Here is a 26,993-nt window from a genome sequence, read left to right as displayed (position 1 = left end):
GTGTCTTCAGCGCCGGTCGCGGTCGAGGGCGGCGACCTCGCGTACGGCTTCGGCGATGGCCGGGGCGTCCTTCTTGAGGATCGCGCCGTGGTTGCTGGCGACCTTCGCGCTGATCCGGATGTTCGGGTTGCGGGCGGTGACCGCGTCGAGGCTGGTACGGATCCGTTCCTGCTCGTCTCCGCGGCTTCCGAGGGAGGCCCCCGACGCGACCACGTACCGCACCGGGACGGTGATGCTGTCCAGCACCGGGCCCAGTTCGCGCTCGCGGGAGAGCCTGCCGAGCTCGATGTTGCTGTCGGCCTGCTGTTCAGCGGTCATCCGCGGGGTCAGGCCGGTGGGGCGCAGCAGCGGGGTGAACCAGCCCATCCGCCGGAACAGCTTGCGGATCCGCTGCTCCATGGCATCGTCGAGCCAGTCGTAGGGGTACGCGCCGTCGACCAGGACCGCGCCCAGGGCACGCTCCGGGTTGCGGCTGGCCCAGTGCGCCGCGACGAACGCCCCGTAGGACCAGCCCACCACCAGTGCCCGGTCCACGCCCCTGGCGGCGAGGACGGCGTCGACGTCCCGGACGGCGGCCTCGAAGGAGTAGTCCGCGGAACGCTGCGATTTCCTGCCGCGGGCCCGTTCGTCGTAGGTGATGTGCCGCCACCCGGTGCCCAGTTGGGCGATGGTCTGCCGCCAGTACCCCTGGGTGGCGAACTGGCCGTTGAGGTAGACCACGGGGATGCCGGGGCCGCCGGTGTCGGTGACGGCCAGGGCCGTGTCGTCGACCGGCACCATGCCGGTCCACGTCGAGCTGGTCGAGGAAGTGCTGTTCTTCGTCATCTGTTCCACCTGGTCGCGTTGGGTGTCCTGGACGGCTTCGGTTTTCTCCGGGCCTTGCACGTGCTGCCTTCAGAGGCTGCGGGCGGTGATGTCGCCCTGGCCGGTGGTGGCGCGGATGTCGAGTGCGGTGGCGCCGTCGTTCTTGAGGGCGTTGCTGATGCGGCCGTGGCCGGTTCCGGCGTCCAGGGCGGCGGAGACGCCAGGGGCGGCGGCGACCGAGATGTCGCCCATCTGGGTGCGGAGCACGACCGCGCCGCGCGCGGCCTCGCCGATCCGGATGGCGCCCCTGGCGGTGGTGATCTGCGCGGGGCCGCCCAGCCGGCCGACCTCGACGTCGCCGTCGACCGCGGTGAGACGCACGCTCGCGGCCTCGTCGATCTTGATGTGCCGGTACGCGCCTTCGAAGGCGACGTCGCCCAGGCGGCCGACGCCGCGCAGTTCGCAGGCGGCCGTGTGGGCCTCGATGTGGGAGCCGGCGGGCAGCTGGACGGTGACCTCCAGGGATCCGGAGGGGCCGAAGTACTGGTTCCCGGGCTCGGCGGTGCGGATCCGCAGGACGCCGTCGGCGAATTCGACCGTGGTCTGCTCGGCCGCCTTGCGGTCGCGGCCCTTGGAGGGGTCGGCGGGCCGGACCTCGACGGTGGTGTCGGTGCGGTCGGCGGCGATGAACTGGATGCGCCCGGCGGCGATGTCGAGGACGGCGGAGATCGGGGTGGGGGTGTCGAACTTCTGCATCGTGCTCTCCTTGTGCGCTTCTGTTTCTGACTTGAGAAACGCTACGTTGCGTTCAAGGATGTGGCAACAAGCTCGTTGCGTATATTCGGCATCAGCGCAGGTAGAACCCCCATTATCGTTGCAATGGTTTTGATTCTAACGCAACGTCAGCCGGCTTCCTCGTTGCATTGGGTGGAGAGTGAACGCTATGCTCGCGGCATCAGAGAAGCGTGAAGGGAGATCGGCCGACGCCTCGACCGTCCCACCTCGACGATCACGCGCGAGGTGCTGCGCAACGGCGGCCCCACCACCTACCGCGCCACCGAACGCCGCGCCCACCGGCACCGGCAGGCCGCACCCCGCGGCCAGGGCACGCCGGCCTAGGCCCACGGACGCGACGACGCGGCCGTGCGCGAGTACGAGGAGGCGTTCACCATCACCTGGGGCCAGTTGGCCTGGCACCGCTCCGCGACGGTCCAGCCGGGCGACCCGGCGCAGACGGTCGGCGGCACCCTGCTCCTCCTCGCCAAACTCGACTCCGGCCCGCGCAATCCGCTGGTGCAGATCGACAGTTCGGTCCCGGTCTGCGCCGTGTTCGGCACCGCGGGAGGGACTTCCGTCACCCCGCTCGCGACGCTGGACGCCAACGAGGGCTGGGTGAGCAGCACTCCGGACCCGGCACCGACAGGGTGATGACAAGGGATGCCCGAGGTTCAGGCGTCAGTGCTGGAGGTGTCTGAGGGTGAATTCGGGGTCGGCGAACGGGCCGGCCTGGGGGCTGCGGGGGTCAAGGCGCAGGTGTCCCTCCGGGATCCGCGAGGCGTATTCCTCGGCGTCGTCGAGCGGTGTGTACGCGAGCGTCGAGGCGTCCGGAAGCTCCCAGAACCGGCGGGAGTTGGCGGAGACCGCGTACACCGTGGCGAACCCGGTGGCGGGCGACGCGGTGAGGGCGGCCCGGACGAAGCCGACCGCGTCCCGGTGGCTGAGCCAGGTCGCCAGGTGCCTGCGTTCCGCCGGAGCCTCCTCGAAGCTGCCGATCCGCAGGCAGATGACCGAGAGCCCGAACTTGTCCGCGTACAGCTGTCCGAGCGCCTCGACGGCCACCTTGCTCACCCCGTAGAGGCCGTCCGGGCGCACCGGTGCCCTCGTGTCGGTCAGGCTCGACACGAGGTGGAACCCGGTGACACGGTTGCTGCTGGCCAGCACCACACGCCCGATGCCCAGTCGGCGGGCAGCCTCCAGCACGTGGTGGGTGCCCAGCACGTTCGCGGCTAGCAGGTCCGGCAGCGGTGCCTCGTCCGGCAGCCCGCCGAGATGGACGACAGCGTCCACCCCGGCGAGCGCCGCCTCCACCGCGGCCGAATCGAGCAGGTCGACGGTGTGGGTCACCTCGTTCGCCGACACCGGCTGGAGCGGGATCCGGTCGAGCAGGACCAGGCTTTCGGCGTGCGCGCGCAGTGCATCGCGCACCACGGAGCCTACGCTGGCACTCCTCGCCGGCGGGGTCGTCTGGCTCGCGGGCAGCGTACAGGCGGCCACCGTCTGCGGGAGTTCGCCCGTGCCACCGGGCTATGTGATCACCTCGGAGTCGCTCACCAACCCACTCCGGCCCGCCCCGACGGCGTGCCGGGCCGGCGGCTGCTGGCGGCCGTCGGCGGAGCCGTGTGACGCGCGCCCGGCTCGAGATGATCTTCCGTCGGAGGCGGTCACTAGGGTGGTCCACGGAGCAGGTGGCTCGATGGAGGGCAGGGACGGCTGAGGTGCACAGCGAAGTGCTCGTCGAAGCGGTCTACGGCGACGGATGGGACCCCTCGAATCGTTCGACGGTCCGCCCGATCCCCCGAGAGGAAGCCGCTCGCCGAGACGCGGCAGGCGAGCCGTACGCCGTCGTGTTCACCGCCCTCGGGCAGGAGCTTCCCATGGCAGTGCTGCATGTCGCGTGGAGCGAGCAGTACCTGGGCTTCTGGCGGTTCGACTCCTCGGGTCGCCGAGTGTTCGAAGCCGACCTGCGCAGGCTGGAGCCGGGGCGGCTGTTCCTGCGTCACCTGGCGGAGTGGCGATACGAGCAGCAGGATCTCCCTGATCGCTCGGATGAAGCCCTGAGGTGGACCGTCGATCTGTACCCGGACGGGAAGAACAGCCGGGGCCTGTACCCACGTGGCCGACTCGGCGGCTCGACGCATACCCTGGTCGACCTGCCGCGCGACCTGTGGTGGCTGCCGGTCCCGGAATTCGGGCGCTGGGAACACCTGCTGGCAGCAGGCCAGTTAGGGTTGCATGGGACGGTCGAGATCGTCGAGGAGACTGCGAACATCGCACCGCAATCGACCACTGGTGCGGCAGAGCCTTTCGGCTGGCGGCCGCCGGTGCCGGCGACCGCGCCCTGGCCTGACGAGTTGTTCACTCCCGGATTCAGGTTCGTGCACCGGCATCGGTCGGAGCCGCTCACCATCGAGCCGGTTCGAACGGTGATCGACATTTCCTTGCCCAGCGGACGGCTGGCAGTCTGTGACCCCTCCTACCTGCCCGACGGCCAGGAGGGTGACCCGCTGGTGATCGAAGTTCCGCGCGTTGTCTACCCGGTGCAGGAGACCGGCGCCAGCTACGAGGACGAAATGTTCGGCGACCGCTTCACCGCCCGCGACACGTATGCCGTGCGTCTGCTGGTGAGCCAGAAGCCGACTGTCAGCTGGACGATGGCAATCCCGCCGGGCGAGGACGCGAGGCTGCTGCGTGACGGCCAGTGCTTCGGCTTCGGCGTCGACTCCGCCACGGGCTGCTTCGTCGACCCCACCGCTCGAACCGAGCTGGGCCGCCGCTACGTGCGGGCTCTCACCTCCGGCGGTGGCGAAGACGTCCACGGCACCGACGACGGCTACAGCAAGGTGACCGACGACGCTACCGGGGCCGAGCTGGTCACCTTCATGTTGGGCGGAGACGGCGTCCACCCGGTCTGGGTGGGACGCGACGCCTCAGGTGAGGTCACGGCTGTCGTGGTGGCGAACAGCTTCGAAGTCGGCTACCTGGAGCCGTTGGACGAGTGATCGCTTCGCTCGACGGCTGGTGGATCGAGGACGGAACCGCGCCTGTCCACAGCCTCTGCGAGGACTGGGACGCCTGCCCGCACCTGACGGAGGGGTGGCGCTACCAACATGACGTCGGCGGGTACCTGGATGAGGAGAGTCACGTGACACGAACCGCAGCCCGCGCCGCAGCCCTCGTGCTGGCCGCACTGCTTCTCGCGGGGTGCGGTTCCGCTCGCGGGGCCTCGTCGCTGGTCATGCCGACGCCCTCGCCTGGTGACACCGAAGGGCAGATCATGTCCGTCACCGGCGAGGGCTTCACCATCTGCGGGGTCGGCGAGCGCAAAGTCGGCCTGTTCGACGTCATGGTGTGCGGGGACCTGGCCAAGGCGCGTGCGGTGCTGGACGCGCGGTTCCCCGGTCGGACGGTGCCGGTCGCTTACCGCGCTGGGGACGGCGGCGGGCACACCCCGCAGGAGCTTGTGGTGCAGTACTGGGTGAACCGCACCACGGGCGACGGGTTCGTGGTCAGCTCGACCCGGATCGCCGGGGACCGGAGGATCGAGGTCGGGATAGACGGGGACCTGGACAAGGCCCGTACCGTCCTGGACCGGCAGTTCCCCGGGTGGACCGGAGTCCATGAGGAGAAGGCTTCGGCCGCGCTGTGATCCTCAGTGTGTCAGCAGGGCGTCCAGTTCGGCTGTGTACAGCAGGGCGGGGTCGAAGCCCATTCCGGTGAAGTGGCCTGCGAGTTCGAGGGACAGGACGCCGTGCAGGCGGGTCCAGAACGTCAGGGCGCGGTGGAGCACTGCGGGCGGTGCGGGGTGGCCGTCGGCCCAGGTGCGGTGTGCGTCGAGGTGGGGGTCGAACGGCGTCGGTGCGGGGTTGGCGGGCAGTGTGGCGCAGGCGTCGAGCAGGGTCGCCATGATCTCGGCGGCGATCGCGGTGATGCCCTCGGGTGCGTGGTAGCCGGGGACGGGGGTGCCGTAGACGAGGAGGTAGCGCTGCGGGTCCTCCAGGGCCCACCGGCGCAGCGCGTGCGCCAGCGCGACCGGGTCGGCGCCGGACCGGGCGGTCGCGCGGAAGGTGTCGGCGAGGCTCTGGTAGGCGTCCCTGATGAGTGCGGTGATCAGTTCGTCGCGGCTGTCGAAGTAGCGGTAGAGCGCGGGTCCGCTCATGCCCAGCTGCTTGGCGATCGCGTTGAGGGAGAGCGCGGAGGCTCCCGCTGTGGCGATCTGCTCCCACGCGTGCTTCTTGATCTCCGTACGGACCTGGGCGCGGTAGCGCTCGCGCGGGGTCTGTGAGCCCGTCTGTGAGCCCGTCTCCGCCATGGCCTGCCGCCTTTCCGTGGCTGCGATGCTACATCATCAAGATTTAGTTAGAACCTATCACGAGAGCTCTTGACGCTCCCGCCGCCGAGGAGTTACAACTTCTAACGAAAGCGAAACCAAGTAACGACAGCGACACACACGGAGGTCGTCATGAACGCTCAGGGACTCGTCGAGGTCGTCCTGCCGGGCAAGGTCGAGCCGGAAGGGCTGGAGCTCCGGCACGGAGCCGTCCCCACCGCAGGACCCGGTCAGGTCGTGATCCGGATGGAGGCGACCGGCGTCTCCTTCGCCGAGCAGCAGATGCGCCGCGGCCGCTACTACGACCAGCCGCCGTTCCCGTTCGTGCCCGGCTACGACCTCGTCGGCACGGTCCTCGCGACCGGCGAGGGCGTCGAGACGGGTCTGGTCGGCAGCCGGGTGGCCGCGCTGCTCAAGGTCGGCGGCTGGGCCAGCCACGTCGTCGTCGACGCGGCGGACCTGGTGCCGGTGCCCGAGGGCGTCGGCGCGGCGGAGGCGGAGACCGTGGTGGTCAACGGCGTCACCGCCTGGCAGATGCTGCACCGCAAGGCCCGGGTCCGCGCGGGGCAGACCGTGCTGGTGCACGGCGCGAACGGCGGCGTCGGCTCGGTCCTGGTCCAACTCGCCCAGGCCGCAGGGGCGAAGGTGATCGGCACGGCGTCCGGGCGCCACCATGACGCCCTGCGGGAGCTGGGCGTCCTCCCCGTCGACTACCGCGCGTCCGATGTCGCCGCGCAGGTCCGCGAGCTCGCCCCGGGCGGTGTGGACGCGGTCTTCGACCACGTCGGCGGCCGCGGTCTGGTCGATTCCTGGCGGCTCCTCGCACCCGGCGGCACGCTCGTGTCCTACGGCAGCGCGTCGACCCGCGACGACGAGGGTTCCAAGCAGTGGCCCGTGCTCAAGCTGCTCGGCCGGGTCTGGCTGTGGAACGCGCTGCCCAACGGCCGCCACGCGTACTTCTTCAACGTCTGGGCCGGACGGGCCCTGTCGAAGGACCGGTTCCGGGCCCGGCTGCGCGCCGACCTCACCCAGGTCTTCGCGGCGCTCCAGCGCGGTGACGTCGTCGCGCAGATCGCCGCCCAGTTGCCGCTCACCCGCGTCGCGGAGGCCGTCCGGCTGGCCGAGTCCGGCACTGTCGCGGGCAAGGTCGTACTGAACCCGTAGGGACGCGTGCTCGTGCTCAGCTGTTGCAGAGGCCGAGGGTGAGGACGCGGTTGATGTCGTCGTCGGCCTTGGGGGAGGCGGTGAGGTTGCGGTTGAGGGCGAGGGTGATCTGCCGGGCGCCGTCGGCGGTGGTGAAGCTGAAGGTCTCGTAGCCCGCGACGCTGCCGCTGTGGCCCCAGGCGGGGGTGCCGGAGCAGTACGTGCGGCTCTCCAGGCCGAGGCCGTACGCGCGGCCGCTGTCGTCGATGGGGTGCGGGGTGCGCATCTGGTTCAGCAGGTCCTGGGGGAGGAGCGCGCCGGCGAAGAGGGCGCGGTAGAAGCGGCTGAGGTCGTCGGCGGTGGAGATCATCGTGCCGGCGCCCCAGATCGCCGAGGGGCTGAACTCGGTGAGGTCGGTCGGTGCGGCGGCGGGGCCGTCGAGCCACTCGTAGCCGTCCAGGTGCGGGCCGGAGAGCTGCGCGGTGGTCGGGAACGAGGTGTCGCGCAGGTGGAGGGGCCGGACGATGCGCCGGGTGATCTCCTCGCCGAGGGGCCGCCCGGTGAGGTGCTCGACCAGGAGGCCGAGGACCACGTAGTTGGTGTTGGAGTACGCCCAGGAGGTCCCGGGTGCGAACTGCGGGCTGTGGGCTGCCGACAGGGCGATCAGGTCCTGCGGGGTGTAGCCGGCGGTCCGGGCGGTGCGGATCGGGTCGGGCTGGGACATCACCACGTTGAGGTAGTCGTACAGACCGCTGGTGTGGTTGAGCAGCTGACGGACCGTGATGTGCTGACCGTTCGCCACCACGCCCGGCAGATCGCGGTCGATGGGGTCGTCCAGGCCGATCCGGCCCTCAGTCACCAGCTGGAGGACGACCGTGGCGACGAAGCTCTTCGTCACGCTGCCGACCCGGAACCTGTCCTGGGCAGCCGCCGGTTGCCCGTCGGCGAGATCGGCCACGCCGCTCGTCCCGCGCCAGGTGCCCGCGCCGTCACGCACCTCGGCGGTCACGCCCGGGATGCCGTCCGCCACCAGCTGCCCGAGCGCCTGCTGCAACGCGGCCCGGTCCGCAGGGGCATTGGCGGTCGTGGGGGCGGCGGAGGCCGGGCCGGCCAGCGGCAGCAGCGCCGCGGCGGCGAGCAGGGTGGTGACGAAGCGAGCGGCGGAGCGGGTCACGGTGGTCACGGCGGTGGGTCCTTCCGGGGCGATCTCTGGATCTCGACAAGGAAGATCCTCTTCGCTGGAAGCCCGCCGGGGATCGCCGGTGCGAGGGAACCGGCGCCTCGCTCGCACGGGGGAGGCCGGGTGAGAACGCGGCGGCGGGACGGCGTCCCGCAATTCCACTCGGACGAGGTACAGAAACGGGCGTAACCCGCCATCAGAGACCGATAGGCTCCGAATTGCCGCAGGTCAGAGATGCGCTTCGTGAGCTCTCCATTGCGGATCCCGAAGATCCTGACAACCACTCTCATCCACTCTCATCCATTACAGGAAGAGGCAGGACTATGAGCAGATTAAACCGTACGACCACCGCATCGGTCCTGGCAGTGGTGATTTCCATGGTTCTCGCTGCTGCTGCGGGCACGGCTCGTGCGGACACGGGTTACGACAAAATCACCATGTTCCAGCAGCAGAAGCAGCAGTGGTGCTGGGCGGCGTCCGGGCTGGCGATCGCCAAGTTCCAGGGGTACGGGTCGACGCAGGCTGACTTCTGTCAGCGGGCGGCGAAGTACGACAAATCCCTGAGCTGCGACAACAAGCCCGCCACGCTTGGAAATATGGCCTCCGCCTGGTCCGATCTGGGCATGACTCACCCTGGCTATGGCCTGAGCAGGGCGGCGTCCTTCGCAGAGATCACCAGTGAGGTCAAAGCCTCCCGGCCCGTTGCGGTGCGCATCGGCTGGACCACCGGCGGCGGCCACATGAACGTCGTCTTCGGCTTCAACACGTCGAACAAGACCATCGCGGTGGCTGACCCGTGGCCGGGCACCACGACATATACGTGGTGGAAATACGACGACTACGTCAGCAACAAGGCGTTCAAGTGGACCCATTCCGGCCTCGGCATCTCAAAGTAAGGACGGGTGGCATGCGCGACCAAACAACGTCCATCACGCGGTGGACCACTCGACTCCTTCGTCTGATCACCGTCATGGCTGTCAGCGCGCCCGCGTTGCTGGCCACGACCGGCCCGGCTGCGGCGAACAGCCCGACCGACCTGCCGAACCGTCAGGCGGCCATCGACACGCTGAATTCGGCCGACACCCGCAGCTCTCTCTGCAACTTCTACGACGAGCCGGTCCCCGACGAATCGCCAGGAGACGAGGTGCAGATCCCGGACAAGGCCGACCCGTGCGAGGGCGTGCCGTCCTTCAGCATCAGCGATCCGGTGGCACTGAACGAGATCACACCGGAGTTCGTCGCCGGAACGGCCCGGCCGGTGGCCGCGGAAGCGATCAAGCTCAGCTACGCGCTGGCCGAGGTGACGTTCTCCGGCGGGCGTACGGCTACCGCCATGCTGGCCCCGACCGACACGAGCCACACGACCGCCTGGCACCTGGCCGCTGTCGAGGCGGGTGATGACGAGGTCACCTTGGCGAGAAAGGGCGACGCGGAGACGACGGTGTTCTCCGAGCAGGAGCTCGATGCCTTCTACCAGCTGAGCCGCGACACCGTCGCACCGCTGAACGACGCCGCACGGCAGGGCCTCGGCGGCGCGGACTCGGTGTCCCTGACCGACTACCAGGGGCTGGTCAAGGCCCGCTATGCCGATGAGGGCCCGGGCTCCGCGTACGACCAGGGCGGCCTCGCCGGCGGTTTCAAAACCGGCGCTCCGGTGCGGCCGTCGTCGTCGCAGTCCTCGGAGCCCATGATCGCCGGCGGGTCGGGCGCCGCCGCGCTCGCCCTGGCCTTCGGCGCCTTCCGGCTCCGCCGCCGCAAGCGCATCACCTCTGACTGAGCCGCAGATGATGCAGACTGGCCCCGGCCGTACCCGCCCCAGGTACGGCCGGGGCCTCGGCGTTGCGACCGCTACCCCGGTGTCCGGGCGCCCAGGGCGGCGCCGCCGGTCAGGGGCGACCCCGGTGGCGGGCCCAGTCGGGGGCGAGGATGGACATGACGGTGGCGTCGACCCACTGGCCGTCGTAGTGCAGGGCGTCGCGCAGGGTGCCCTCGGCGACGAAGCCGAGCTTCTCGTAGACGCGGCGGGCCCGGGGGTTGAAGGCGTACACCTCCAACGCGATCCGGTGCAGGCCGAGTTGCTCGAAGCCGTGGGCCAGGACGATGCGGGCGGCCTCGGTGCCGAGACCCCGGTCCTGACCCGAAGCGATCAGCAGGATACGGAAGTTGCAGCTTCGGTTGGCCGCGTCCCACTCGTTGAGGACGACCTCGCCGACGCACGCCCCGCTGGCCAGGTCGACGACGGCGAGGTCGAGCCGGTCCGGCTGGGCGTTCCGCCACTGGCGGAACTGCTCGGAGCGCTCGGCGACTTGGGGTCTGAGCGGAGCGTCGGAGCGGTTCGCGCTGCCGATCAGGCGCAGCAGCTCGCGGTCCTCGAAGACGGGACCGAGGGCCGCCACATCGGTCGGCTCGAAGGGGCGCAGTCGCACGGCGGAGCCGGTGAGGGTGGGCTTGAGGGTGAAGTCGGCGAGCGGAGTCTCGTTCACCGACCGATTCTCGGTGCCTCAACGGCGCTGCGGCAACGGGTTTTTGCTTCGGTTGGCTACGCCGCTACCCCGGCCAGCAGAGCGGGCAGGTCGCGCATGTCGTGGAAGACGAGGGTGTCACTGCCTTCGAGCTGTTCGGCCGCGGTGAGTCCACCGGCGTAGCCGAAGGCGCGCATACCTGCGGCGCGGGCGGCCTGGACGCCGGGCCGGCTGTCCTCGACCACCGCGCAGGCGGCGGGGTCGACACCCATCTGCCGTGCGGCGTGCAGGAACAGGTCGGGGGCGGGCTTGCCGTGGGCGACTTCGGTGGCGCTGTAGATGCGGCCCGCGAACCGTCCGTAGAGGCCGGTGCGGCCCAGGGTGTGGCGCATCTTCTCGTGGGAGCCGCTGGAGGCCACGCAGGTCGGCAGGGTGATCGCATCGAGCGCCTCGGGCAGTCCCTCGACGGGGGCGAGCCCGGCGTCCACGGCCTCGCGGTGGAGCTGTTCGAACCGCTCCCGCCACAGCACAGCGGTCTCCTCGCCCAGCCGCTCGGCCACCTGCGCGCTGATGGAGGCGCTGGAACGCCCGATGAACCGCTTGACGACCTCGCCCTCGCTGAGCGGCCAGCCCAACTCCGCGCCGAGCAGCACCTGCACGCGTGCGGCTATGCGTTCGCTGTCGACCAGTACTCCGTCGCAGTCAAATATCACCAGTTCAATGGGCTTGATCATCTCCGCAGCATAGGGCCGCCTGGTGCGAGGCCGCGGAGGCTCCCCTCGGCCGAGGCCCTCCCGGGGAGGGAGTTCAGCGTGCCCTGACGGTGCGGGGTCAGTGCGAGGAGCGCAGGTTCAGCAGCACCACGCCCGCGATGATCAGCGCGATGCCGAGCAGCTGGGGCTTGCCCAGCTGCTCGCCGAAGGCGACCGTTCCTATCGCGGCGACGGCGGCCGTGCCGGCCCCCGACCAGACTGCGTAGGCCACCGAGACGGGGATGTGCTTCAGGGCCTGGCCGAGCAGCAGGAAGGAGAGGACGTAGCCCACTCCGACGCCGATGCTGGGCCACAGCTTGCTGAAGCCGTCGGTGAGCTTGAGGCAGCTGGTGGCGCACACCTCGCTCAGGATGGCGAAGGTGAGCAGCAGGTACGGGGGCAGGGGCAGGGGCATGTCGACTATTCTGCCGGGCCGGTCGGGCCGGTCGAACCGGTGAGCGAGCCCAGCAGCGCCAGGTCGACGCCGACCAGGCTGTCCAGCAGCGTGATCCGCGGTGCGGCCGCGATCGGCACGGCCGAGGACGGGACCGCGAGCACGGCGCAGCCGGCCGCGTGCGCCGAGGCGACGCCCGTGGGGGTGTCCTCGACGGCGACGCAGTCGGCCGGGTCCAGGCCCAGGCGCGCGGCGGCGGCCAGGTACGGGTCCGGCTCGGGCTTGGTGCGCGGGGTGTCCTCGGCGGCCAGGGTCACCGTGAACCACCGGGTGCCGAGCGTGCGCAGCACCAGGTCGACCACCTGGCGCGGCGAGGCGGAGACCAGCGCGGTCGGCACGTTCGCCTCCTCCAGCGCGGCCAGCAGAGCCAGCGCGCCGGGGCGCGGGACGACCTCGGAGGCCACCCGTCCGGTGAACAACTCGGCCAGTCGGGCGGCCAGTTCGGCCTCGCTGCGGGAGGTCCCGGTGACCCGGTGCAGGTGCGCGGCGGTGTGCTCGACGGCCTGGCCGAGCACCTCCGGGACGTCGCTGTCGCCGAGGGTGAGGCCCAGCTCGGCCGCCACCTCGGCGCTGGCCTCCCACCAGAGGTGCTCGGTGTCGACCAGCGTGCCGTCCATGTCGAAGAGCACGGCGGCGGGGTTCTTCACAGTAGGCATCTGGGTGATCACTGCCCGGAGTTCGTGCGACGGTCCACCAGGACGGGACGGTCCGGCAGGGTGAGCTCGGCATTGCCGCCGACCGGCAGCAGCGCGGCCTGCTCGGTGGCCAGGTCGACCTTCACCTCGGTGCCCTCGGGCAGCCGGACGGTGAGCCGGGTGACGGCACCCAGGAAGCTGGCGCCGACGACCACGGCGGAGCCGGCGGCCGCAGCGGTCAGGCCGACGTTCTCCGGGCGGACCAACACCTCCAGCTCGCCGTCGGCGGGCACGACTCCGTCCACGGCGTGGCGGCGGCCGAGCACCTCGACGCCGTCACCCGAGCGGGTGGCCGGGATCCGGCTCATGGTGCCGACGAACTCCGCGACGAACGCGGTGGTCGGGCGCGCGTACAGCTCGGACGGCGTGGCGCACTGCTCCAGGCGCCCGGCGCGCAGCACGGCGACCCGGTCGGCCATCGACAGCGCCTCCTCCTGGTCGTGCGTCACGAACAGGGTGGTGATGCCGAGGTCCTGCTGGAGCCGGCGGATCTCCTCGCGCAGGTTGAGCCGCACCTTGGCGTCCAGCGCGGAGAGCGGCTCGTCGAGCAGCAGGACGCGCGGCTGCAGGGCCAGCGCGCGGGCCAGCGCGATGCGCTGCTGCTGGCCGCCGGACATCTGGTGCGGGTAGTGCTCGGCGCGCTGCGGCAGGCCGACCAGCTCCAGCAGCTCCATGGCGCGCTTGCGCCGGTCGGCCTTGCTGCTGCCGCGCATCTTGAGGCCGAAGGCGACGTTCTCGGCGGCGGTCAGGTGCGGGAAGAGGCTGTACGACTGGAAGACCATGCCCGCGTCACGCTTGTGCGCGGGGATCTTGGTGACGTCCTCCCCGTCGACCAGCACCTCGCCCGAGTCGTGGCTCTCGAAACCGGCCAGGATCCGCAGTGCGGTGGTCTTGCCGCAGCCGGACGGGCCGAGCAGGGCGAGCAGCTCGCCCGGGTGGACCGTCAGGTCGAGCCCGTCCAGCGCCGTGGTCGTTCCGAACGCCCTCCGCAGCGAACGGAACTCGACGGTCGCGCTGCCCGGGTGAAGCGGCACTCCGGTGGGCGGGGCGGGGAGCGGGGTGGTGGTCATGGGGGTGAACTCCTGGAGTAACGGGGGGACGCGGTGGATCAGGAAGCGGCGGACTTGCGGCCGCGCTCGCGACCGGCGGCGGAGATCAGCAGCAGCACGATCCAGACGATCATCAGGCTCAGGATCGAGACCGCGACCGACATCTGGCCGTCGTTCTTGCCGTTCGCGGCGATCCACACCGTGAAGGGGGTGAAGCCGAGGATCGAGGCGGTGGTGTACTCGCCGAGCACCAGGGCGACGGTGAGCGCCGAGGCGTTCAGCAACGCGGTGCGCAGGTTGGGGACGACCACCGAGAACACCGCGCGCGGGAAACTCGCCCCGCAGCTGCGGGCCGCCTCGACGAGCGTCTTGACGTCCACCGCGCCCAGACCGGCGTCGATCGACCGGTACGCGAAGGGCAGCGCCATCAGCACGTACGCGATCACCAGCACCACCGGGAAGGTGGGGTTCTGGATGGCCAGGATGGTCTGGAACAGCGGGGTGTTGGACAGGTAGTCCGGGCCCCAGCGCAGCACGCCGATGATGCCGGTGGTCAGCGCGACCACCGGGACGACCAGCGGGATCGAGCAGATCAGTTCCAGCACCGGGCGCAGCTTGGGCGCGCCGAGCCGGGTCGCGACCATCGCCGGCACCAGCAGGAGCAGCAGGATCGCGACGGTCACCACGGCCAGCTCCAGGCTGAGCCGCAGGCTGTCCGTGAAGCCCGGGGCGCCCAGCAGCTGGGTGTAGGCGCGCAGGCTCCAGGTCTTGGTCATCGGGTTGTCGACGCTGAACAGCACCGACGCGCCGAGCGGCACCGCGAAGTAGATCCCGGCGAGCAGCAGGACGAACCCGCGCCACAGGCGCAAACGTGAGATCAGCTGAGCCACTTGGCACTCCGGCGCTGGAGGGGGAGGTAGATCGCCATCACGAGGACGGCCACCACGATCATGTCGAGACCGAGCGCGAGGGCGAGGTTGCCCTGGCCGACCAGGACGTTGCCGGAGAGCGCGTTGGAGATCTGCAGGCTGATCAGCGGCACCGAGGCGCCCACCATCGCGGCCGCCGTGGCGTACGCGGCGAAGGCCGAGCCGAACAGCAGGACGTAGCCGCCGAGCAGCGAGGGCAGCAGGATCGGCAGACCCACGTGCCGCCAGTACTGGAGCGTCGTGGCGCCGTTGTTGGCCGCCGCCTCGCGCCACTGGGCGCGCAGGCCCTCCAGGGCCGGGGTGATCGTGAGGATCATCAGCGGGATCAGGAAGTAGAGGTAGACCACGCTCAGGCCGGTGAAGCTGTAGAGGCTCCAGCCATCTTTAGTGAGGTCCAGCTTCTGGGTGACCTCGCCCGCGTTGCCCAGCGTCGCGACGAACATGAAGGCCAGCGGTACGCCGCCGAAGTTGGCCAGCACGCCCGAGCCCGAGCGCACGAACTCGCGCACCAGGCGGAAGCGGGAGGTGGCGATCGCCTGGGCGAGCGGCAGCCCGACGATCGTGCCGATCAGGGCGGTCAGCGCGGCGAGCTTGAGGCTGCCGAGCAGGGCCGTCCAGTAGGCGCCCTGGACCGAGCCGGTGATGTTGTCCAGGGTGAAGGTGCCGCCGCCACCGGGGGAGTCGTCCGAGGTGGTGAAGGCGCCGATCGCGATGGCGACGGCCGGCAGGCCGAACCCGATCGCGAAGAAGACCAGCAGCGGGACGGTGGCCAGCCAGGCACCGCCGCGCGGTCGCAGCCGTTTGGCGGGTGTGGGGGTGGAGCGCACGGTGCTGACGGCCCCCCCGCCGCCGCTGACGAGGTCAGCGGCGGCGGGGGACGGCACCGGGGTGGGTGCGGTGTCGTTCATGGTGGTTATCAGCCCGCGATCGCCGCGGCCCAGTTCTGCGTGACGACCTTCTTGGCCGCGTCAGTCTGGGTCTGGCTCGGGAAGTTGGTGAAGGGGACGGCCACGGTCGGCAGCTTGGAGACCGCGGTCGGGTCCAGGGTGCCGGCGGTCTTCATGGCGTCGAAGAGGGCCGGGGTGGCGTAGCCCTTGAGGAAGCCGTTCTGGCCGTCGGCGCTGTAGAGGTACTCCTCCCAGAGGCGAGCGGCGGCCGGGTGCGGCGCCCACTTGTTGATCGCCTGGTTGTAGTACTGCGCGTAGCTGCCGTCCGAGGGGATCGACACCTGCCACTGGATGCCCTGCGAGGCGAACTTGTCGGTGTAGCCGGCGTTCAGGTACGACCAGTCGACCGAGATCGGGGTCTCGCCCTTCTGGATGGTGGCCGGGGTGACCTCGACCGGGTTGAAGTTGCCGGCCTTCTTCAGCTTGCCGAAGAAGTCGATGCCGGGCTGGATGTTGTCCAGCGAGCCACCGTTGGCCAGCGCGGCGGCGTAGACGGCACCGAAGGCGGCACCGGCCTTCGTCGGGTCGCCGTTGAGGGCCACCATGCCCTTGTAGGCCGGGTTCAGCAGGTCGGCGAAGGTCTTCGGGCAGACGGCGACCTTCTTGGCGTCGCAGCCGATCGACATGTAGCCGCCGTAGTCGTTGTAGGACGCGCCGTCGGGGGCCTTCATGCTGTCCGGGATCTTGTCGAAGTCCGTGACCTTGTACGGGGCGAGCAGGCCCTGGCTCGCGGCGCTCAGCGCGAAGGCGCTGCCGAGGTCCACGACGTCGGGGGCGCGGTCCTGGTCCTTGCGGGAGGTGATGGCGTTGATCTCGTCCTGGCTGGAACCGTCCGGGTTCTCGTCCTGGATCTTGATGCCGTACTTCGCCGTGAACGCGTCCATGATGGCGCCGTAGTTGGCCCAGTCACGCGGGAGGGTGATCGCGTTGAGCGTGCCCTCCTTCTTGGCGGCGGCGACCAGGGCGTCCATGCCGCCGAGGTCGGCGGCCGAGGTCGCGGTCTTCGCGCTCTTGCCCCCGGCCGTGGTGCCGGCGGTGGTGGACGATCCGGCGGAACCGCAGGCGGTGAGGGAAAGCGCGGCGGCGGTCAGCACGGCCGCGATGGCGGCGGTACGGGCACGGTGCACGGTCACGGGAGAGTCTCCTGGTCGGGGTGCGGCAGAGTGCTGCAAGGGGTGCGGCAGGGCTTTGCGGGGTGCACCGGCAGGTGCGTGATCTTCGAGTGATCTCGGGGAGCTTCTGGTGAGAGAAGGTCAGATCAAGTTGGCCAGCCAACTTTTGCTGACGGGGGTAAGTACGCCGGATCCGGGTGTCCGGGAGGTGAACGGGCGACCCAGAACAGGGGTCGGCTGCGGGAACGGTCGAGTCCGGATGGTGGAAACCGGACCCAGAGCTGCACGAACGACCTCGGGGATGCCGATAAGGTCGAACCGTCCTCGGCCGGATCCGTGCACAGGACACCGACTTGGGAGGGACCGGTGGGAAGGGCCTTGAGTACGACTGGTGCGCAGGACGCGGGTGCGCAGGACGCGGGCACCGAGAACGCAGCCGCAGCGCAGGACGCCGGAGGCGCCCTCTACCGCCAGGTCGCCGCAGACCTGCGGGAGGCGATCACCACCGGCGCGTACGGCGAGGCCGGACGGCTGCCCGCCGAGGGCGCGCTGGCCGAGCGGTACGGCGTGTCGCGCGGCACCGTCCGGCAGGCGCTGGCGGTCCTGCGGGCCGACGGGCTGGTCACCTCACGCCGCGGCACCCGCCGGGTGGTGCTGGGCAACGCGCGCGTGCAGAGCTTCTCCGAACTGCTCAGTTTCACCCACTGGGCCCGCTCGATGGGCGAGGAGCCCGGCGGCCGCCTGGAGTCACTGATCCGCCGCCCGGCCGACGCCGCCGAACGCGAGCAACTGCGCCTGGAACCGGGCGCCGAGGTGTACGTCACGCTGCGCCTGCGCACCCTCTCGGACGTCCCCGTGATGGTGGAGCGCACCGTCTACCCCTCCCATGTCGGCCAGCTGGTAGCCCAGTTGCCCCCCGACGTGGTCTCCCACACCGAGCAGCTGCGCGAGCACGGCATCCTCTTCACCGACGCCGACCACACCATCGACGTGGTCACCGCCAACGCCGAGGACGCCAAACTCCTCGGCTGCCGCCGCGGCGCCCCCCTCCTCCGCGAACGCCGCCGCACCACCGACCCCACCGGCCGCCCGGTCGAGTGGTCCCAGGACCGCTACCTCCCCGGCACAGTGGCCTTCAGCGTCCACAACTCCCTGGCCACCTCCGCCCTTTCCCGCCACGCCCGCGCGGACGACTGACCGTCGACCCTCAACCGTCGCGTCCGGCAGCCTGCCGGAAAGGTGACGGAGCGCGGTGACGGCAGATCAACCCCAACGAGCCTGGCCCGTTCGACCCCAGCTCGTTGCGCTGATGATCTACGGCCTGGGAGGCTGGCGCCAGCATCATCCACACGCTGGGGGAAGAATGATCGACGCTGTCGGCAAGACCGGGCAGGTCCACTTTGACGGCCAGTACGTGACCATCACGCGCAACGGCTTCCGGGCTCGATCCATCATCGGCAAGGGCGAGAAGCGTCTGCACATAGCCCAGATCGCCGCGGTCCAGTGGAAGCCGGCCGCGTTCGCCGTCAATGGATTCATCCAGTTCACGTTCCCGGGCGCGCGTGAACTCAAGGGGTCCATGCGTCGCCAGGGCAACGCGGCCATCCGGGACGAGAACTGCGTAGTGTTCAGCAGGGCCCAGCAGCCTTCCTTTGAAAGGCTGCGCGAGGCCCTCGACGACGCCATGGCCCGTCAGCATGCCGCCCCTCACGCGGTGCCCGCACAGGTGCCCTTGTCCGTCGCGGACGAACTTGCCAAGCTGGGCGCCCTGGTACAGCAGGGCATCATCTCGCCGCAGGACTTCGAGGCCGCAAAGGCGCGACTGCTCGGGTACTAGGGTCACGACCAAACCGCCAGAAGGCCGCGGTTGCCAACGATGGCCGGCATCCCCGCGTCGCGTTGTCCGACGGCAAAGCCTGCGTACACCTAAGAGGGAATCATGACGGACGACGAGGGCCGAATCTTCCGTGAGGCGTGGATCGCCGGCGTCACGAAGCACTTCCCCGGCGAGCCGAAGCCCGGGTACGTCGCGCCGTGGGCCGATACGCCCGACTGGGAACGCCAGTGCGCGGCGGCCGTCTACGGGCAGGTGCGCGACTTCGTCGTGGTCAGTGGTGGCAGTACCGCCAGGTTGACGCGGGAGCAGAAGGGGCGGTTCGTCGCGTTGTGCTGGATCGCGCAGATCCACAAGCACATCGAGGACCCGAAGCCGGGTTACGTTGCCGACTGGTCCGAACTGCCCTCCTGGCAGCAGGAGACGGACGCGGACATCTTCGAGCGGATCGAGGAGCTCGTCGGGTGAGAGCGGTGCTGTGCGGGCGGTGCCGAGCTTCTCGGCACCGCCCGTTCGGCGTGTCAGCGGGCGAGCAAAGCGGCCAGTAGCGGGCGGAAGTGCTCGAAGGTAGGTGTCTGCGCGTCCGCGACCTTGGCCTGGTCGTCCAACCGGCGGACCGCCACCGCGTCCTGGGCGCCGGGGAGGGCGGCGAAGGCGGCGGCTTCGTCGGGGGTCATCGGGCCGCCCTGGACCTGGAGGGTGTACTCGGAGGCGGCGGAGAGTGAGGCGCGGTAGTCGGGCTCGACGGCGCAGAGGTAGCGCTTGGCGGCGACGTGCAGGCGGATCGGCTCGGTGACCTCGGGGCCGAACCACTGGGCCAGCCAGTCGGCGCCGGTGTCGCTGTGGCGGTTGTCCGTTCCGGTCATCAACTGCCGTCCGGTGACGGCGCCCTGGAAGTGGCCGACGTCGTGCAGCAGGGCGGCGGCGATCTGTGCGTCCGGCGCGCCGGCGCGCTCGGCGAGGATGCCCGCCTGGAGCATGTGCTCGGCCATGGTGACCTCCTCGCCGAGGTACTCGCCGGCGCCCTCGCCCTCGAAGAGCTGCTGAAGGGTGTCCAGGGCGGCGAGCCGGCGGTCCAGGACGGCGAGGGTGGAGGCGAGCGAGTCGAGGTCGGCATAGCAGCCCTGGAGGTGGCGGCGGCCGTCCTGCTCGAAGGCGGTCCGGGCGTGCAGCAGGCGGACGTTGTCGAAGATCAGGCAGTCGCCGGGGCCGAGCCGGAACTCCAGCTGGAGTTCTGCTCGCAGCGTGATCGCGGCGAACCGGCGGTAGGCGGCGTAGAAGGCGTCCAGTTCGGCCTCGGGCAGCCGCAGCGTGCCGATCGAGCGGTTGTTGAACCGGATCTCGCGGATCCGCCCGACGGCGTCCGTCTCGATCAGCGGCCGGTCGGCGCTCAGCTCGGTGTGCCGGTCGCGGAAGGCGAACGGGACCGGGGTGCGGGTCAGCAGCGCGAAGTCCTCGGGCGCCTCGGTGCGCAGCAGGTCGGCGGCGCGGAAGCCGTCGACCAGTCCGGAGTCGCCGCCGACCGCCGCGTTCTCCAGGCAGTGCAGCAGTTGCAGGGTGGGTACCGGGTCGCGGTACGGGTTGTCGCTGTGCGGGGCGATAGCGGAGCTGGTGAAGGCCAGGTTGTTGGGGTCGGGCTCGACCCGGACGTCGAACAGCTCGCCGTAGTTGGTCTCCCGGACGTACCCGAAGGTCTCGGTCACCGCCAGCACCTGGCGCTCGACGGTCGGCACCGCGCGCAGTACCGCGAACCCGAGGCGCTGCACCGCGCGCAGTACGGCCGCCTGTTCGGCCGGGTCGGCCAGGTAGGCGTCCCACTGCGCCTCGGGGATCCCGGCGGCGAAGTCGGCGGCCTGCCACAGGCGCTTGCCCTGCTCGGTGCGGTGGTCCGGCTGCTGCGGCTCGTCCAGCCACTCCAGCGGGTAGTTCGAGCGGTGTCCGTCGGACCATTCGACCTCCAACTGCCCGTCACCAGTCACGTGGTGAGTGATCGTCAGGTCATCCGGCAGGTCGGTGATCTGGAACAGCTTCTGCCCGTTGCGCGGGTCGCGGCAGTTGGTGCACGGGCAGTTGTCGCGCAGCCAGTAGGGCGGGAACGGCATGGGGATCCTTCCAGGGCGAGGCCAAGTTGTATAGCCAACTAGGTCCGGTTGGGCCACCGTGCCGGGCTCCGGTGAGGCGCGGGTGTCGGGTAGGTGAAGGGTGCGGAAACAGTTCCGGCCGGCGTCTCGATGGGCAAAGTTGTACAGACAACTTGGCCGTTCCTCGTGTAGCGTCGGCCTTCGTGTCCAGCTCACTGCTCGCAACCGTCCTCGCGCTGACCTCGGCGCTCATGCACGCCTCCTGGAACGCGGCGGTGAAGTCCGGCAGCGACCGCCTGACCGCGGTGGGGGTGGTCGACGCGACCGCCCTGGTGATCTGCGCGGCCGCGGCGCCCTTCACCGCACCGCCGTCGGCTGCCGCCTGGGCCTTCATCGCCGTCTCGCTCGCGCTCAACACGGTGTTCCGGCTCTGCCTCGTACGGGCCTACCAGCTCGGCGACTTCGGCCAGATGTACCCGATCATCCGCGGGGTCTCCCCGCTCGTCGTCGCCGTGCTGGCGGTGCTGCTGCTGCACCAGTCGCTGACCGCCCTGGCCTGGACGGGAGTTGTGCTGATCTCCGCGGGCATCACCAGCCTGGTGCTGACCGGCGGACGGGCCGGATTCCGTCCGCTGCCCATCGCGTACGCGCTCGTCGCGGGCCTGTGCGTGGCCGGCTACACCGCCTCCGACGCCGCCGGCCTGCACGCGGCGGCCGTCGCGGGCCTGCACAGCTCGGCCGGCTCGGGCAGCCTGCTGAGCTACACCGTCTACCTGTTCCTCGTGGAGAGCGTCCCGATGCCGGTGATCGCCGTGGCCGTCCGCCGCCGCCGGGTGCTGGACTACCTGCGCACCACCTGGCGCACCGGCCTGCTCGGCGGCCTGGCCGCGCTGCTCTCCTACGCCCTGATGCTGGCGGCACTGTCCCTGGGCGACGTCGCCCGGGTCGAGGCGCTGCGCGAGACCAGCATCATCCTGGCCGCCGGCATCGGTGCGCTCTTCTTCAAGGAGGCCTTCGGCCGCCACCGCCTGGTCTGCGCGGTGATCGTCACCGGCGGCATCGTGCTGGTCAGCCTGTAATCCCCGCCGCTGCCGTGTCGGCGGGGAGCCCGCGCCCGCGCAGAGCGGTGGCCAGCGCGGCCAGCGTGCGCCGCACGGTCTCGGGCGCGGCGGCTGGGCCGTAGTGGTTCACCCGCAGCACCTCGCCGGCCAGTGCACCGCCCGCCGCCTGCACCGGGACGCCCGGGTCGGCGCGCAGCACGTCGGCGGCGAGGGCGGCCGCGTCCAGGCCGGGCGGGGTGCGCAGCGTGGTGGCCACCGGCGCGGCGTCCTCGGCCCGCCGGACGTACGGCGTCAGGGTGCCGAGCGCGAGCACACCCGCACGCAGCGCCGTCGCCGCCGCGCGGTGCCGGGCCAGCACGCCGTCCAGGCCCTCCGCGTCGATCCGGTCCAGGCAGGCCTCCAGCGCCAGCATCTCCAACTGGGCCGGTGCGTGCGGCAGGACGGTGCGTCCGGCCGCCGTCCACCGCTCGCGCCAGTCCAGCAGCGAGAGGTACGAGCGGCGCGGCGCGGCCGGGTTGGCGGCGATCCGCTCCCAGGCGCGCGGGCTCACCGCCACCGCCGAGACCCCCGCCGGACCGCCCATCGCCTTCTGCCCGCCGACCACGCACAGGTCCACGCCCCAGGCGTCCGTCAGCAGCGGTTCGGCGGCCACCGAGGCGACCGCGTCCAGCATCAGCAGCGCGCCGTGCTCGCGGACCACGGCGGCGATCGCGGCGACCGGATTGGTGTTCCCGGTGGCCGCCTCGGCGTGCACCAGCGAGACGAAGTCGGTCTCCGGGCGGTCGCGCAGCGCCTGGTCCACCTGCTCGGCCGTGACCGCGGTGTCGAACGGGACGGCGAGGTCGACCACCTTGGCCCCGCCGTCGCGCAGCCAGCCGCCGAAGGTCTGGCCGTACGGGCCGGTCACGATGTTCAGCGCCGTACTGCCCGGGTGCGCCGCGCCCCTGACCGCCGCCTCCAGCGGGAGCAGCGCCTCGCCCTGCATCACCACCACGTCGTTGCGGGTCCGCAGCAGAGCCGCCACCCGGTCCTCGATCGCCGCGAAACGCGCGGCGGTGAGCGGCGGGAGGTCGAGGAACTCGGTCACGGGTGAGGCCTTTCGCGGGGCGGACACGGCTGCTGACCCAGTCTGCCGCAGACCCGCCTCACGCCCGGCGACCGCGCGTCGTAGAGTTCGCCCATGAACGATGCCGCGGTGCTGCACATCAAGGGCCGGGTGCTGGTCGGCCCCGAGGACGTCCGGGACGAACTCTGGGTCGTGGACGGCCGGGTGACGTACGACCGCCCGGCCGGCGCCGCTGCCGCCGACGTCCGTACGGTCAGCGGCTGGGTGCTGCCCGGCCTGGTGGACGCGCACTGCCATGTCGGCCTGGACGCGCACGGCGCGGTGGACGAGGCGACCAGCGAGAAGCAGGCCCTCACCGACCGCGACACCGGCACGCTGCTGATCCGCGACGCCGGCTCCGCCGCCGACACCCGCTGGATCGACGACCGCGAGGACCTGCCGCGGATCATCCGGGCCGGCCGCCACATCGCCCGCACCCGCCGCTACATCCGCAACTACGCGCACGAGATCGAGCCGGAGGTGCTGGCCGAGTACGTGGTCCAGGAGGCCCGGCGCGGTGACGGCTGGGTCAAGCTGGTCGGCGACTGGATCGACCGCGACCGCGGCGACCTGGCCGCCTGCTGGCCCGCCGACGCGCTGCGCGCCGCCATCGCCGCCGCGCACGCCGAGGGCGCGCGGGTCACCGCGCACTGCTTCGCCGCCGAGTCGCTGCCGGACCTGCTGGCCGCCGGCATCGACTGCGTCGAGCACGCCACCGGCCTCACCGAGGAGTTGATCCCGCAGTTCGCCGAGCGCGGGGTGGCCATCGTGCCGACCCTGGTGAACATCGCGACCTTCCCCGCCCTGGCCGACGGCGGCGAGGCCAAGTTCCCCGCCTGGTCGGCCCACATGCGCAGGCTGCACGAACGCCGCTACGACACCGTCGGCGCGGCGAACGACGCCGGCGTGCCGATCTTCGTCGGGACGGACGCCGGCGGCTCGCTCGCGCACGGCCTGGTCGCGGACGAGGTGGCCGAACTGGTCAAGGCCGGCCTGACGCCCACCGCCGCACTCTCGGCGGCCAGTTGGGGCGCCCGCGGGTGGCTGGGCCGGGACGGCCTGACCGAGGGGGCATCGGCCGACCTGGTCGTCTACGCGAGCGACCCGCGCGCCGACGTCCGGGTCCTGGCGGACCCCCAGCTGGTGGTCCTGCGGGGCCGCCCGGTCGCCTGACGCTGGGCCGATAGAGTGGCGGACATGGCACCGCGTCCGCTGAACGAGATCGTTGAACCCGGCTGGGCCCAGGCCCTGGAGCCGGTGGCCGGGCGGGTCGCCGCCATGGGTGACTTCCTACGCGGCGAACTGGCCGCCGGCAGAACGTACCTGCCGGCCGGACCCGTCGTGCTGCGGGCCTTCCAGCAGCCGTTCGCCGACGTCCGGGTGCTGATCGTCGGACAGGACCCGTACCCGACGCCCGGGCACGCGGTGGGGCTGAGCTTCTCGGTCGCGCCCGAGGTCCGGCCGATCCCGGGCAGCCTGGTCAACATCTACCGCGAGTACGGCCAGGACCTCGGCTACCCGCCGCCCTCCAACGGGGACTTGACGCCCTGGACGGCGCAGGGCGTACTGCTGCTCAACCGGGCCCTCACCACCGCGCCCGGCAAGCCGGCGGCGCACCGGGGCAAGGGCTGGGAGGAGGTCACCGAGCAGGCGATCCGCGCCCTGGTGGCCCGCGGCACCCCGCTGGTGGCGATCCTGTGGGGCCGCGACGCCCGCAACCTGCGCCCGCTGCTCGGCCAGGTACCGGCGATCGAGTCGGCGCACCCCAGCCCGATGTCGGCCGACCGCGGCTTCTTCGGCTCCCGACCCTTCAGTCGGGCCAACGACCTGCTGGCCCAGCAGGGCGCGCAGCCGGTGGACTGGCGCCTCCCGTAAACGGGCGGATCGCTCGTCCCGGGTTCACTGACGGGCTGCTCTGAGCTCGCGGATCAGGGCGCGGACGGAGACGCTGGAGGCCAGCTCCGGGGTGGTGATGTAGCCCACGGAACGGGTCGGGCGCTCGGGTCCGAGATCGGTGATCTCGATGCCGTCCGGCGCTTCGTTCAGCGAGAGCGCGGGCATGATCGCCATGCCGAGTCGTCTGCTCACCATCGAGAGCACCGCTCCGTCGTCCTCGGTCAGGAAGGTCGCCTTCGGAATCCAGTCCTGCCCGGCCCACCATTGGCGGGTGTAGGAGCCGCAGTTCTCGTGCCAGTCCACCAGCGGCAGGGAGCGCGGGTCGGGGTGGCCGACGGGGTGCACCAACGCGTAGGGCTCCTCGATGAGCACGCCGCCGATGAGCCCAGCGGGCAGGGTGGCGCCGATCGTTGCGATGCCCACGTCCGCGCGTCCCTGGGCGACCTCGCCGGCTGTGCCCGCGCCCAGCTCGCGCACGATACGGACTTCCGGTTCGATGCCGGGGTGGCGTGCGGTGAGGCGTTCCAGGACGGGCGGCAGCAGGTAGAGGGCCGCGCTACGGAAGGCGGCGATGCGTAGCGGGCCGGCGACCGTGCCCCGCTCGGCGCTGCGGGCCTCAGCGGCCAGGGTGTCCAGGAGCCGCAGGACCCGGCGGGCGTGGGCGGCAGCGGCGACACCGGCCGCGGTGGGCGTCGCGCCCTTGCGGCCCCGCTCGAAGAGGACCGCTCCGACCTTGCGTTCCGTCCCGCGGATGGAGTGCGAGACTGCGGACTGGGTCAGTCCGAGGACTTTGGCGGCCGCCGAGAACCCGCGTTCGCGGTCGACGGCCACGAGGACGCGGAGCTCGTGCGGGGCGAGGTCGGTGGCGGCAGCCGAGGTTGGTGCGGGGGCTGCAGGGGCTACGGGCGCTGCGGGGGCTGCGGCTGTCATAGGGGGTCCCGCCTGCTTCTATGAGGGCTCTTCATGGATCGGGCCGTTCCATGAGCGCAACCCTCTCCCCAGCCTCCGCATTCCTCCGTACGGTCACCGTCATGACCGAGACCGCGCTCACCGTGCACCAGACCGCCCGCCCTGTTGGCTTCCCCACCCCCGACCACTTCGCCTTCGTTGAGTCCGCGATGCCGGAACCCGGACCGGGAACGGCGCTGGTGGAGAACCTGTACTGGTCGGTGGACCCCTACCACCGCGAAATGATGGACGGGGACTTCGCGCTGAACGCCCCCTTGGAGGGCCGCACTGTCGGCCGGGTCGTGGACTCCCGCGACCCGGCGCTCCGCGAGGGCGAGATCGTCTTCCACCGGCAGGGCTGGCGCACCCACGCTGTCGTCACCCCCGAACAGGCACGTGCCGTCCCCCACTTCGACGGCGTACCGCTCTCCGCGCACCTGAGCATCCTCGGCGGCACCGGCCTGACCGCCTACGTCGGTCTCACCCGGATCGCCGAACTCCGCGAGGGGCAGGACGTGTTCGTCTCGGCGGCAGCCGGCGGTGTGGGCACGGCCACCGGGCGGCTCGCCCGGCTGATGGGCGCGGGACGGCTGGTCGGCAGCGCGGGCAGGGCGGCGAAGGCCGCCTACCTGACCGAACACGTCGGCTACGACGAGGTCTTCGACTACCACTCGGGCCCGGCAGCCGAGCTGCTCGCCAAGGCTGCGCCTGACGGGATCGACCTCTACATGGACAATGTCGGTGGCGAACAGCTCGAAGCTGCGATCTCCTCGCTGCGTGAGTACGGACGGATCGTGCGGATCGGCACGATCGCCCAGTACAACAGCACCGACACGCCCTACGCCCTGCGCAATCTTCCTGACATTGTCGGGAAGAGCCTGCGCATGGAGGGCTTCCTGGTCAGCAACTACCGTGACGTGCAGGAGGAGTTGTACGAGTTCGTCGTGCCGCACCTGCAGAGTGGACGCGTCACGCTCGATGAGACCGTGGTTGAGGGCTTCGGCGGCATCGTGGACGGGTTCCTGGGGATGCTGCGGGGCGAGAACCAGGGCAAGCTCATCGTGCGGGCGGCCGAGGCGGACGCCTGACGGACCGGGGCGCGCCCGGCACCCCAGCGAGGGCCGGCTGGGCATGTCGGCGGCGGCTGAGTTTTGGTCCTGGATCACTTTCCGTGCCGATCTGACTTGCCGTCACTGACGATGCCAGTAGCGGGTTCCGGTCACGAGGCAACGCGCTTGCGCATTCTCTGAACTTCGAGATCAGGTGCCGCGAGTACCTTCGGGGCGATGGCTCACGGCAAGTGCTTGCGCACCTCGGCCCAGGAGATGAGTCGGTCTCTGTCCGGTCCCGGCGCCAGATGGCCCAAGAGCTGGTCCAGGTGAGTCGTCAGGTTCTTGCGCCGACGTAGTTCGCCGATCTGTTCGATCGGGAGGT

General features: G+C 71.0%; 29 protein-coding genes and 1 pseudogene. 14 read left to right on the top strand and 16 right to left on the bottom strand.

The window, feature by feature from the left end; all coding sequences use genetic code 11:
- Positions 1 to 6 precede the first annotated feature (6 nt).
- On the bottom strand, positions 7 to 825 hold the full coding sequence (locus P3T37_RS18980) for an alpha/beta hydrolase (protein WP_280724901.1): 819 nt from the start codon (positions 823 to 825) through the stop codon (positions 7 to 9).
- 69 nt (positions 826 to 894) lie between these two features.
- Positions 895 to 1,560 (bottom strand): DUF4097 family beta strand repeat-containing protein, encoded by a 666-nt coding sequence (locus tag P3T37_RS18975; protein ID WP_280724900.1) that lies wholly within the window; start codon positions 1,558 to 1,560, stop codon positions 895 to 897.
- A gap of 123 nt (positions 1,561 to 1,683) precedes the next feature.
- Between P3T37_RS18975 and P3T37_RS18970 the strand changes: the two are divergent.
- Positions 1,684 to 1,920: pseudogene (locus tag P3T37_RS18970) on the top strand (helix-turn-helix domain-containing protein); the annotation flags it as partial.
- Positions 1,921 to 1,947: 27 nt separating this feature from the next.
- Complete coding sequence (locus P3T37_RS18965) at positions 1,948 to 2,232, top strand: hypothetical protein (protein WP_280724899.1); 285 nt, start codon at positions 1,948 to 1,950, stop codon at positions 2,230 to 2,232.
- Positions 2,233 to 2,259: 27 nt separating this feature from the next.
- On the opposite strand, the gene P3T37_RS18960 is transcribed toward P3T37_RS18965, so the two are convergent.
- Positions 2,260 to 3,012, bottom strand: a complete 753-nt coding sequence (locus P3T37_RS18960; RefSeq protein WP_280724898.1) for an NAD(P)-dependent oxidoreductase — start codon at positions 3,010 to 3,012, stop codon at positions 2,260 to 2,262.
- A 287-nt stretch (positions 3,013 to 3,299) separates the two neighbouring features.
- Between P3T37_RS18960 and P3T37_RS18955 the strand changes: the two genes are divergently transcribed.
- Together P3T37_RS18955 and P3T37_RS18950 are read left to right on the top strand one after the other, a co-directional pair.
- Positions 3,300 to 4,583: a DUF4241 domain-containing protein gene (locus P3T37_RS18955; RefSeq protein ID WP_280724897.1), complete on the top strand. Its 1,284-nt coding sequence runs from the start codon at positions 3,300 to 3,302 to the stop codon at positions 4,581 to 4,583.
- 143 nt (positions 4,584 to 4,726) lie between these two features.
- On the top strand, positions 4,727 to 5,230 hold the full coding sequence (locus P3T37_RS18950) for a hypothetical protein (RefSeq protein ID WP_280724896.1): 504 nt from the start codon (positions 4,727 to 4,729) through the stop codon (positions 5,228 to 5,230).
- 3 nt (positions 5,231 to 5,233) lie between these two features.
- Here P3T37_RS18950 and P3T37_RS18945 read toward each other — a convergent pair whose 3' ends face one another.
- Positions 5,234 to 5,893, bottom strand: a complete 660-nt coding sequence (locus P3T37_RS18945; RefSeq protein WP_280724895.1) for a TetR/AcrR family transcriptional regulator — start codon at positions 5,891 to 5,893, stop codon at positions 5,234 to 5,236.
- A 150-nt stretch (positions 5,894 to 6,043) separates the two neighbouring features.
- Between P3T37_RS18945 and P3T37_RS18940 the strand changes: the two genes are divergently transcribed.
- On the top strand, positions 6,044 to 7,075 hold the full coding sequence (locus P3T37_RS18940; protein ID WP_280724894.1) for a medium chain dehydrogenase/reductase family protein: 1,032 nt from the start codon (positions 6,044 to 6,046) through the stop codon (positions 7,073 to 7,075).
- Between the two features lie 16 nt (positions 7,076 to 7,091).
- Here P3T37_RS18940 and P3T37_RS18935 read toward each other — a convergent pair whose 3' ends face one another.
- Positions 7,092 to 8,237 carry a serine hydrolase domain-containing protein gene (locus P3T37_RS18935; RefSeq protein ID WP_280724893.1) on the bottom strand — a complete coding sequence of 382 codons (1,146 nt, stop codon included), beginning with the start codon at positions 8,235 to 8,237 and terminating at the stop codon, positions 7,092 to 7,094.
- Positions 8,238 to 8,557: 320 nt separating this feature from the next.
- On the opposite strand from P3T37_RS18935, the gene P3T37_RS18930 reads away from it, so the two are divergent.
- Both P3T37_RS18930 and P3T37_RS18925 read left to right on the top strand, forming a co-directional pair.
- Positions 8,558 to 9,130, top strand: coding sequence for a papain-like cysteine protease family protein (locus P3T37_RS18930; protein ID WP_280724892.1), 573 nt, complete (start codon positions 8,558 to 8,560; stop codon positions 9,128 to 9,130).
- Positions 9,131 to 9,225: 95 nt separating this feature from the next.
- Entirely contained in the window at positions 9,226 to 10,011 is a 786-nt protein-coding gene (locus tag P3T37_RS18925; RefSeq protein WP_280724891.1) for a hypothetical protein, read from the top strand.
- A 109-nt stretch (positions 10,012 to 10,120) separates the two neighbouring features.
- Here P3T37_RS18925 and P3T37_RS18920 read toward each other — a convergent pair whose 3' ends face one another.
- From P3T37_RS18920 to P3T37_RS18885, 8 genes are all read right to left on the bottom strand, one after another.
- Complete coding sequence (locus P3T37_RS18920; protein ID WP_280724890.1) at positions 10,121 to 10,717, bottom strand: GNAT family protein; 597 nt, start codon at positions 10,715 to 10,717, stop codon at positions 10,121 to 10,123.
- A 56-nt stretch (positions 10,718 to 10,773) separates the two neighbouring features.
- Positions 10,774 to 11,430, bottom strand: coding sequence for an HAD family hydrolase (locus tag P3T37_RS18915; RefSeq protein ID WP_280724889.1), 657 nt, complete (start codon positions 11,428 to 11,430; stop codon positions 10,774 to 10,776).
- A gap of 97 nt (positions 11,431 to 11,527) precedes the next feature.
- A complete protein-coding gene (locus P3T37_RS18910) occupies positions 11,528 to 11,863 on the bottom strand; it encodes a multidrug efflux SMR transporter (protein ID WP_280724888.1) in 336 nt (111 codons plus the stop codon).
- A 5-nt stretch (positions 11,864 to 11,868) separates the two neighbouring features.
- Entirely contained in the window at positions 11,869 to 12,558 is a 690-nt protein-coding gene (locus tag P3T37_RS18905; RefSeq protein ID WP_280724887.1) for an HAD family phosphatase, read from the bottom strand.
- 8 nt (positions 12,559 to 12,566) lie between these two features.
- Positions 12,567 to 13,667, bottom strand: a complete 1,101-nt coding sequence (locus tag P3T37_RS18900; RefSeq protein WP_280724886.1) for an ABC transporter ATP-binding protein — start codon at positions 13,665 to 13,667, stop codon at positions 12,567 to 12,569.
- Between the two features lie 38 nt (positions 13,668 to 13,705).
- Entirely contained in the window at positions 13,706 to 14,524 is an 819-nt protein-coding gene (locus P3T37_RS18895) for an ABC transporter permease subunit (RefSeq protein WP_280725002.1), read from the bottom strand.
- The gene (locus P3T37_RS18890) at positions 14,524 to 15,483 is read right to left on the bottom strand and encodes an ABC transporter permease subunit (protein ID WP_280724884.1); all 960 of its coding nucleotides are present in this window, start codon (positions 15,481 to 15,483) and stop codon (positions 14,524 to 14,526) included. The genes P3T37_RS18895 and P3T37_RS18890 overlap by 1 nt, the downstream gene beginning before the upstream one ends.
- Positions 15,484 to 15,491: 8 nt before the next feature.
- Complete coding sequence (locus P3T37_RS18885) at positions 15,492 to 16,655, bottom strand: ABC transporter substrate-binding protein (protein ID WP_280724883.1); 1,164 nt, start codon at positions 16,653 to 16,655, stop codon at positions 15,492 to 15,494.
- A 357-nt stretch (positions 16,656 to 17,012) separates the two neighbouring features.
- Here P3T37_RS18885 and P3T37_RS18880 point away from each other — a divergent pair, with 357 nt between their 5' ends.
- The 3 genes from P3T37_RS18880 (at position 17,013) to P3T37_RS18870 (ending at position 18,936) form a co-directional block, all read left to right on the top strand.
- Positions 17,013 to 17,831: a GntR family transcriptional regulator gene (locus P3T37_RS18880; protein ID WP_280724882.1), complete on the top strand. Its 819-nt coding sequence runs from the start codon at positions 17,013 to 17,015 to the stop codon at positions 17,829 to 17,831.
- Between the two features lie 166 nt (positions 17,832 to 17,997).
- Positions 17,998 to 18,471 carry a DUF4429 domain-containing protein gene (locus P3T37_RS18875; protein ID WP_280724881.1) on the top strand — a complete coding sequence of 158 codons (474 nt, stop codon included), beginning with the start codon at positions 17,998 to 18,000 and terminating at the stop codon, positions 18,469 to 18,471.
- Positions 18,472 to 18,573: 102 nt separating this feature from the next.
- Positions 18,574 to 18,936 carry a hypothetical protein gene (locus tag P3T37_RS18870; protein ID WP_280724880.1) on the top strand — a complete coding sequence of 121 codons (363 nt, stop codon included), beginning with the start codon at positions 18,574 to 18,576 and terminating at the stop codon, positions 18,934 to 18,936.
- Positions 18,937 to 18,989: 53 nt separating this feature from the next.
- Here P3T37_RS18870 and P3T37_RS18865 read toward each other — a convergent pair whose 3' ends face one another.
- A complete protein-coding gene (locus P3T37_RS18865) occupies positions 18,990 to 20,570 on the bottom strand; it encodes a TauD/TfdA family dioxygenase (protein ID WP_280724879.1) in 1,581 nt (526 codons plus the stop codon).
- 182 nt (positions 20,571 to 20,752) lie between these two features.
- Here P3T37_RS18865 and P3T37_RS18860 point away from each other — a divergent pair, with 182 nt between their 5' ends.
- Entirely contained in the window at positions 20,753 to 21,628 is an 876-nt protein-coding gene (locus P3T37_RS18860) for an EamA family transporter (RefSeq protein WP_280724878.1), read from the top strand.
- Here P3T37_RS18860 and P3T37_RS18855 read toward each other — a convergent pair.
- Positions 21,618 to 22,697: an aminotransferase class V-fold PLP-dependent enzyme gene (locus P3T37_RS18855; RefSeq protein WP_280724877.1), complete on the bottom strand. Its 1,080-nt coding sequence runs from the start codon at positions 22,695 to 22,697 to the stop codon at positions 21,618 to 21,620. The genes P3T37_RS18860 and P3T37_RS18855 overlap by 11 nt on opposite strands.
- Before the next feature lie 93 nt (positions 22,698 to 22,790).
- Between P3T37_RS18855 and P3T37_RS18850 the strand changes: the two genes are divergently transcribed.
- Together P3T37_RS18850 and P3T37_RS18845 are read left to right on the top strand one after the other, a co-directional pair.
- A complete protein-coding gene (locus P3T37_RS18850; protein WP_280724876.1) occupies positions 22,791 to 23,888 on the top strand; it encodes an amidohydrolase family protein in 1,098 nt (365 codons plus the stop codon).
- Between the two features lie 24 nt (positions 23,889 to 23,912).
- On the top strand, positions 23,913 to 24,590 hold the full coding sequence (locus tag P3T37_RS18845) for a uracil-DNA glycosylase (RefSeq protein ID WP_280724875.1): 678 nt from the start codon (positions 23,913 to 23,915) through the stop codon (positions 24,588 to 24,590).
- Positions 24,591 to 24,614: 24 nt separating this feature from the next.
- Here the strand turns inward: P3T37_RS18845 and P3T37_RS18840 are convergent, their stop codons facing one another.
- Positions 24,615 to 25,541 (bottom strand): LysR family transcriptional regulator, encoded by a 927-nt coding sequence (locus P3T37_RS18840; protein ID WP_280724874.1) that lies wholly within the window; start codon positions 25,539 to 25,541, stop codon positions 24,615 to 24,617.
- Between the two features lie 101 nt (positions 25,542 to 25,642).
- Between P3T37_RS18840 and P3T37_RS18835 the strand changes: the two genes are divergently transcribed.
- The gene (locus P3T37_RS18835) at positions 25,643 to 26,647 is read left to right on the top strand and encodes an NADP-dependent oxidoreductase (protein WP_280724873.1); all 1,005 of its coding nucleotides are present in this window, start codon (positions 25,643 to 25,645) and stop codon (positions 26,645 to 26,647) included.
- Positions 26,648 to 26,993 lie beyond the last annotated feature (346 nt).

The sequence above is a fragment of the Kitasatospora sp. MAA4 genome (genome assembly GCF_029893355.1).
Classification (GTDB): Bacteria; Actinomycetota; Actinomycetes; order Streptomycetales; family Streptomycetaceae; genus Kitasatospora.
Note: the sequence above shows the minus strand (reverse complement) of the source record. Positions and strands in the feature narration are given on the sequence as shown.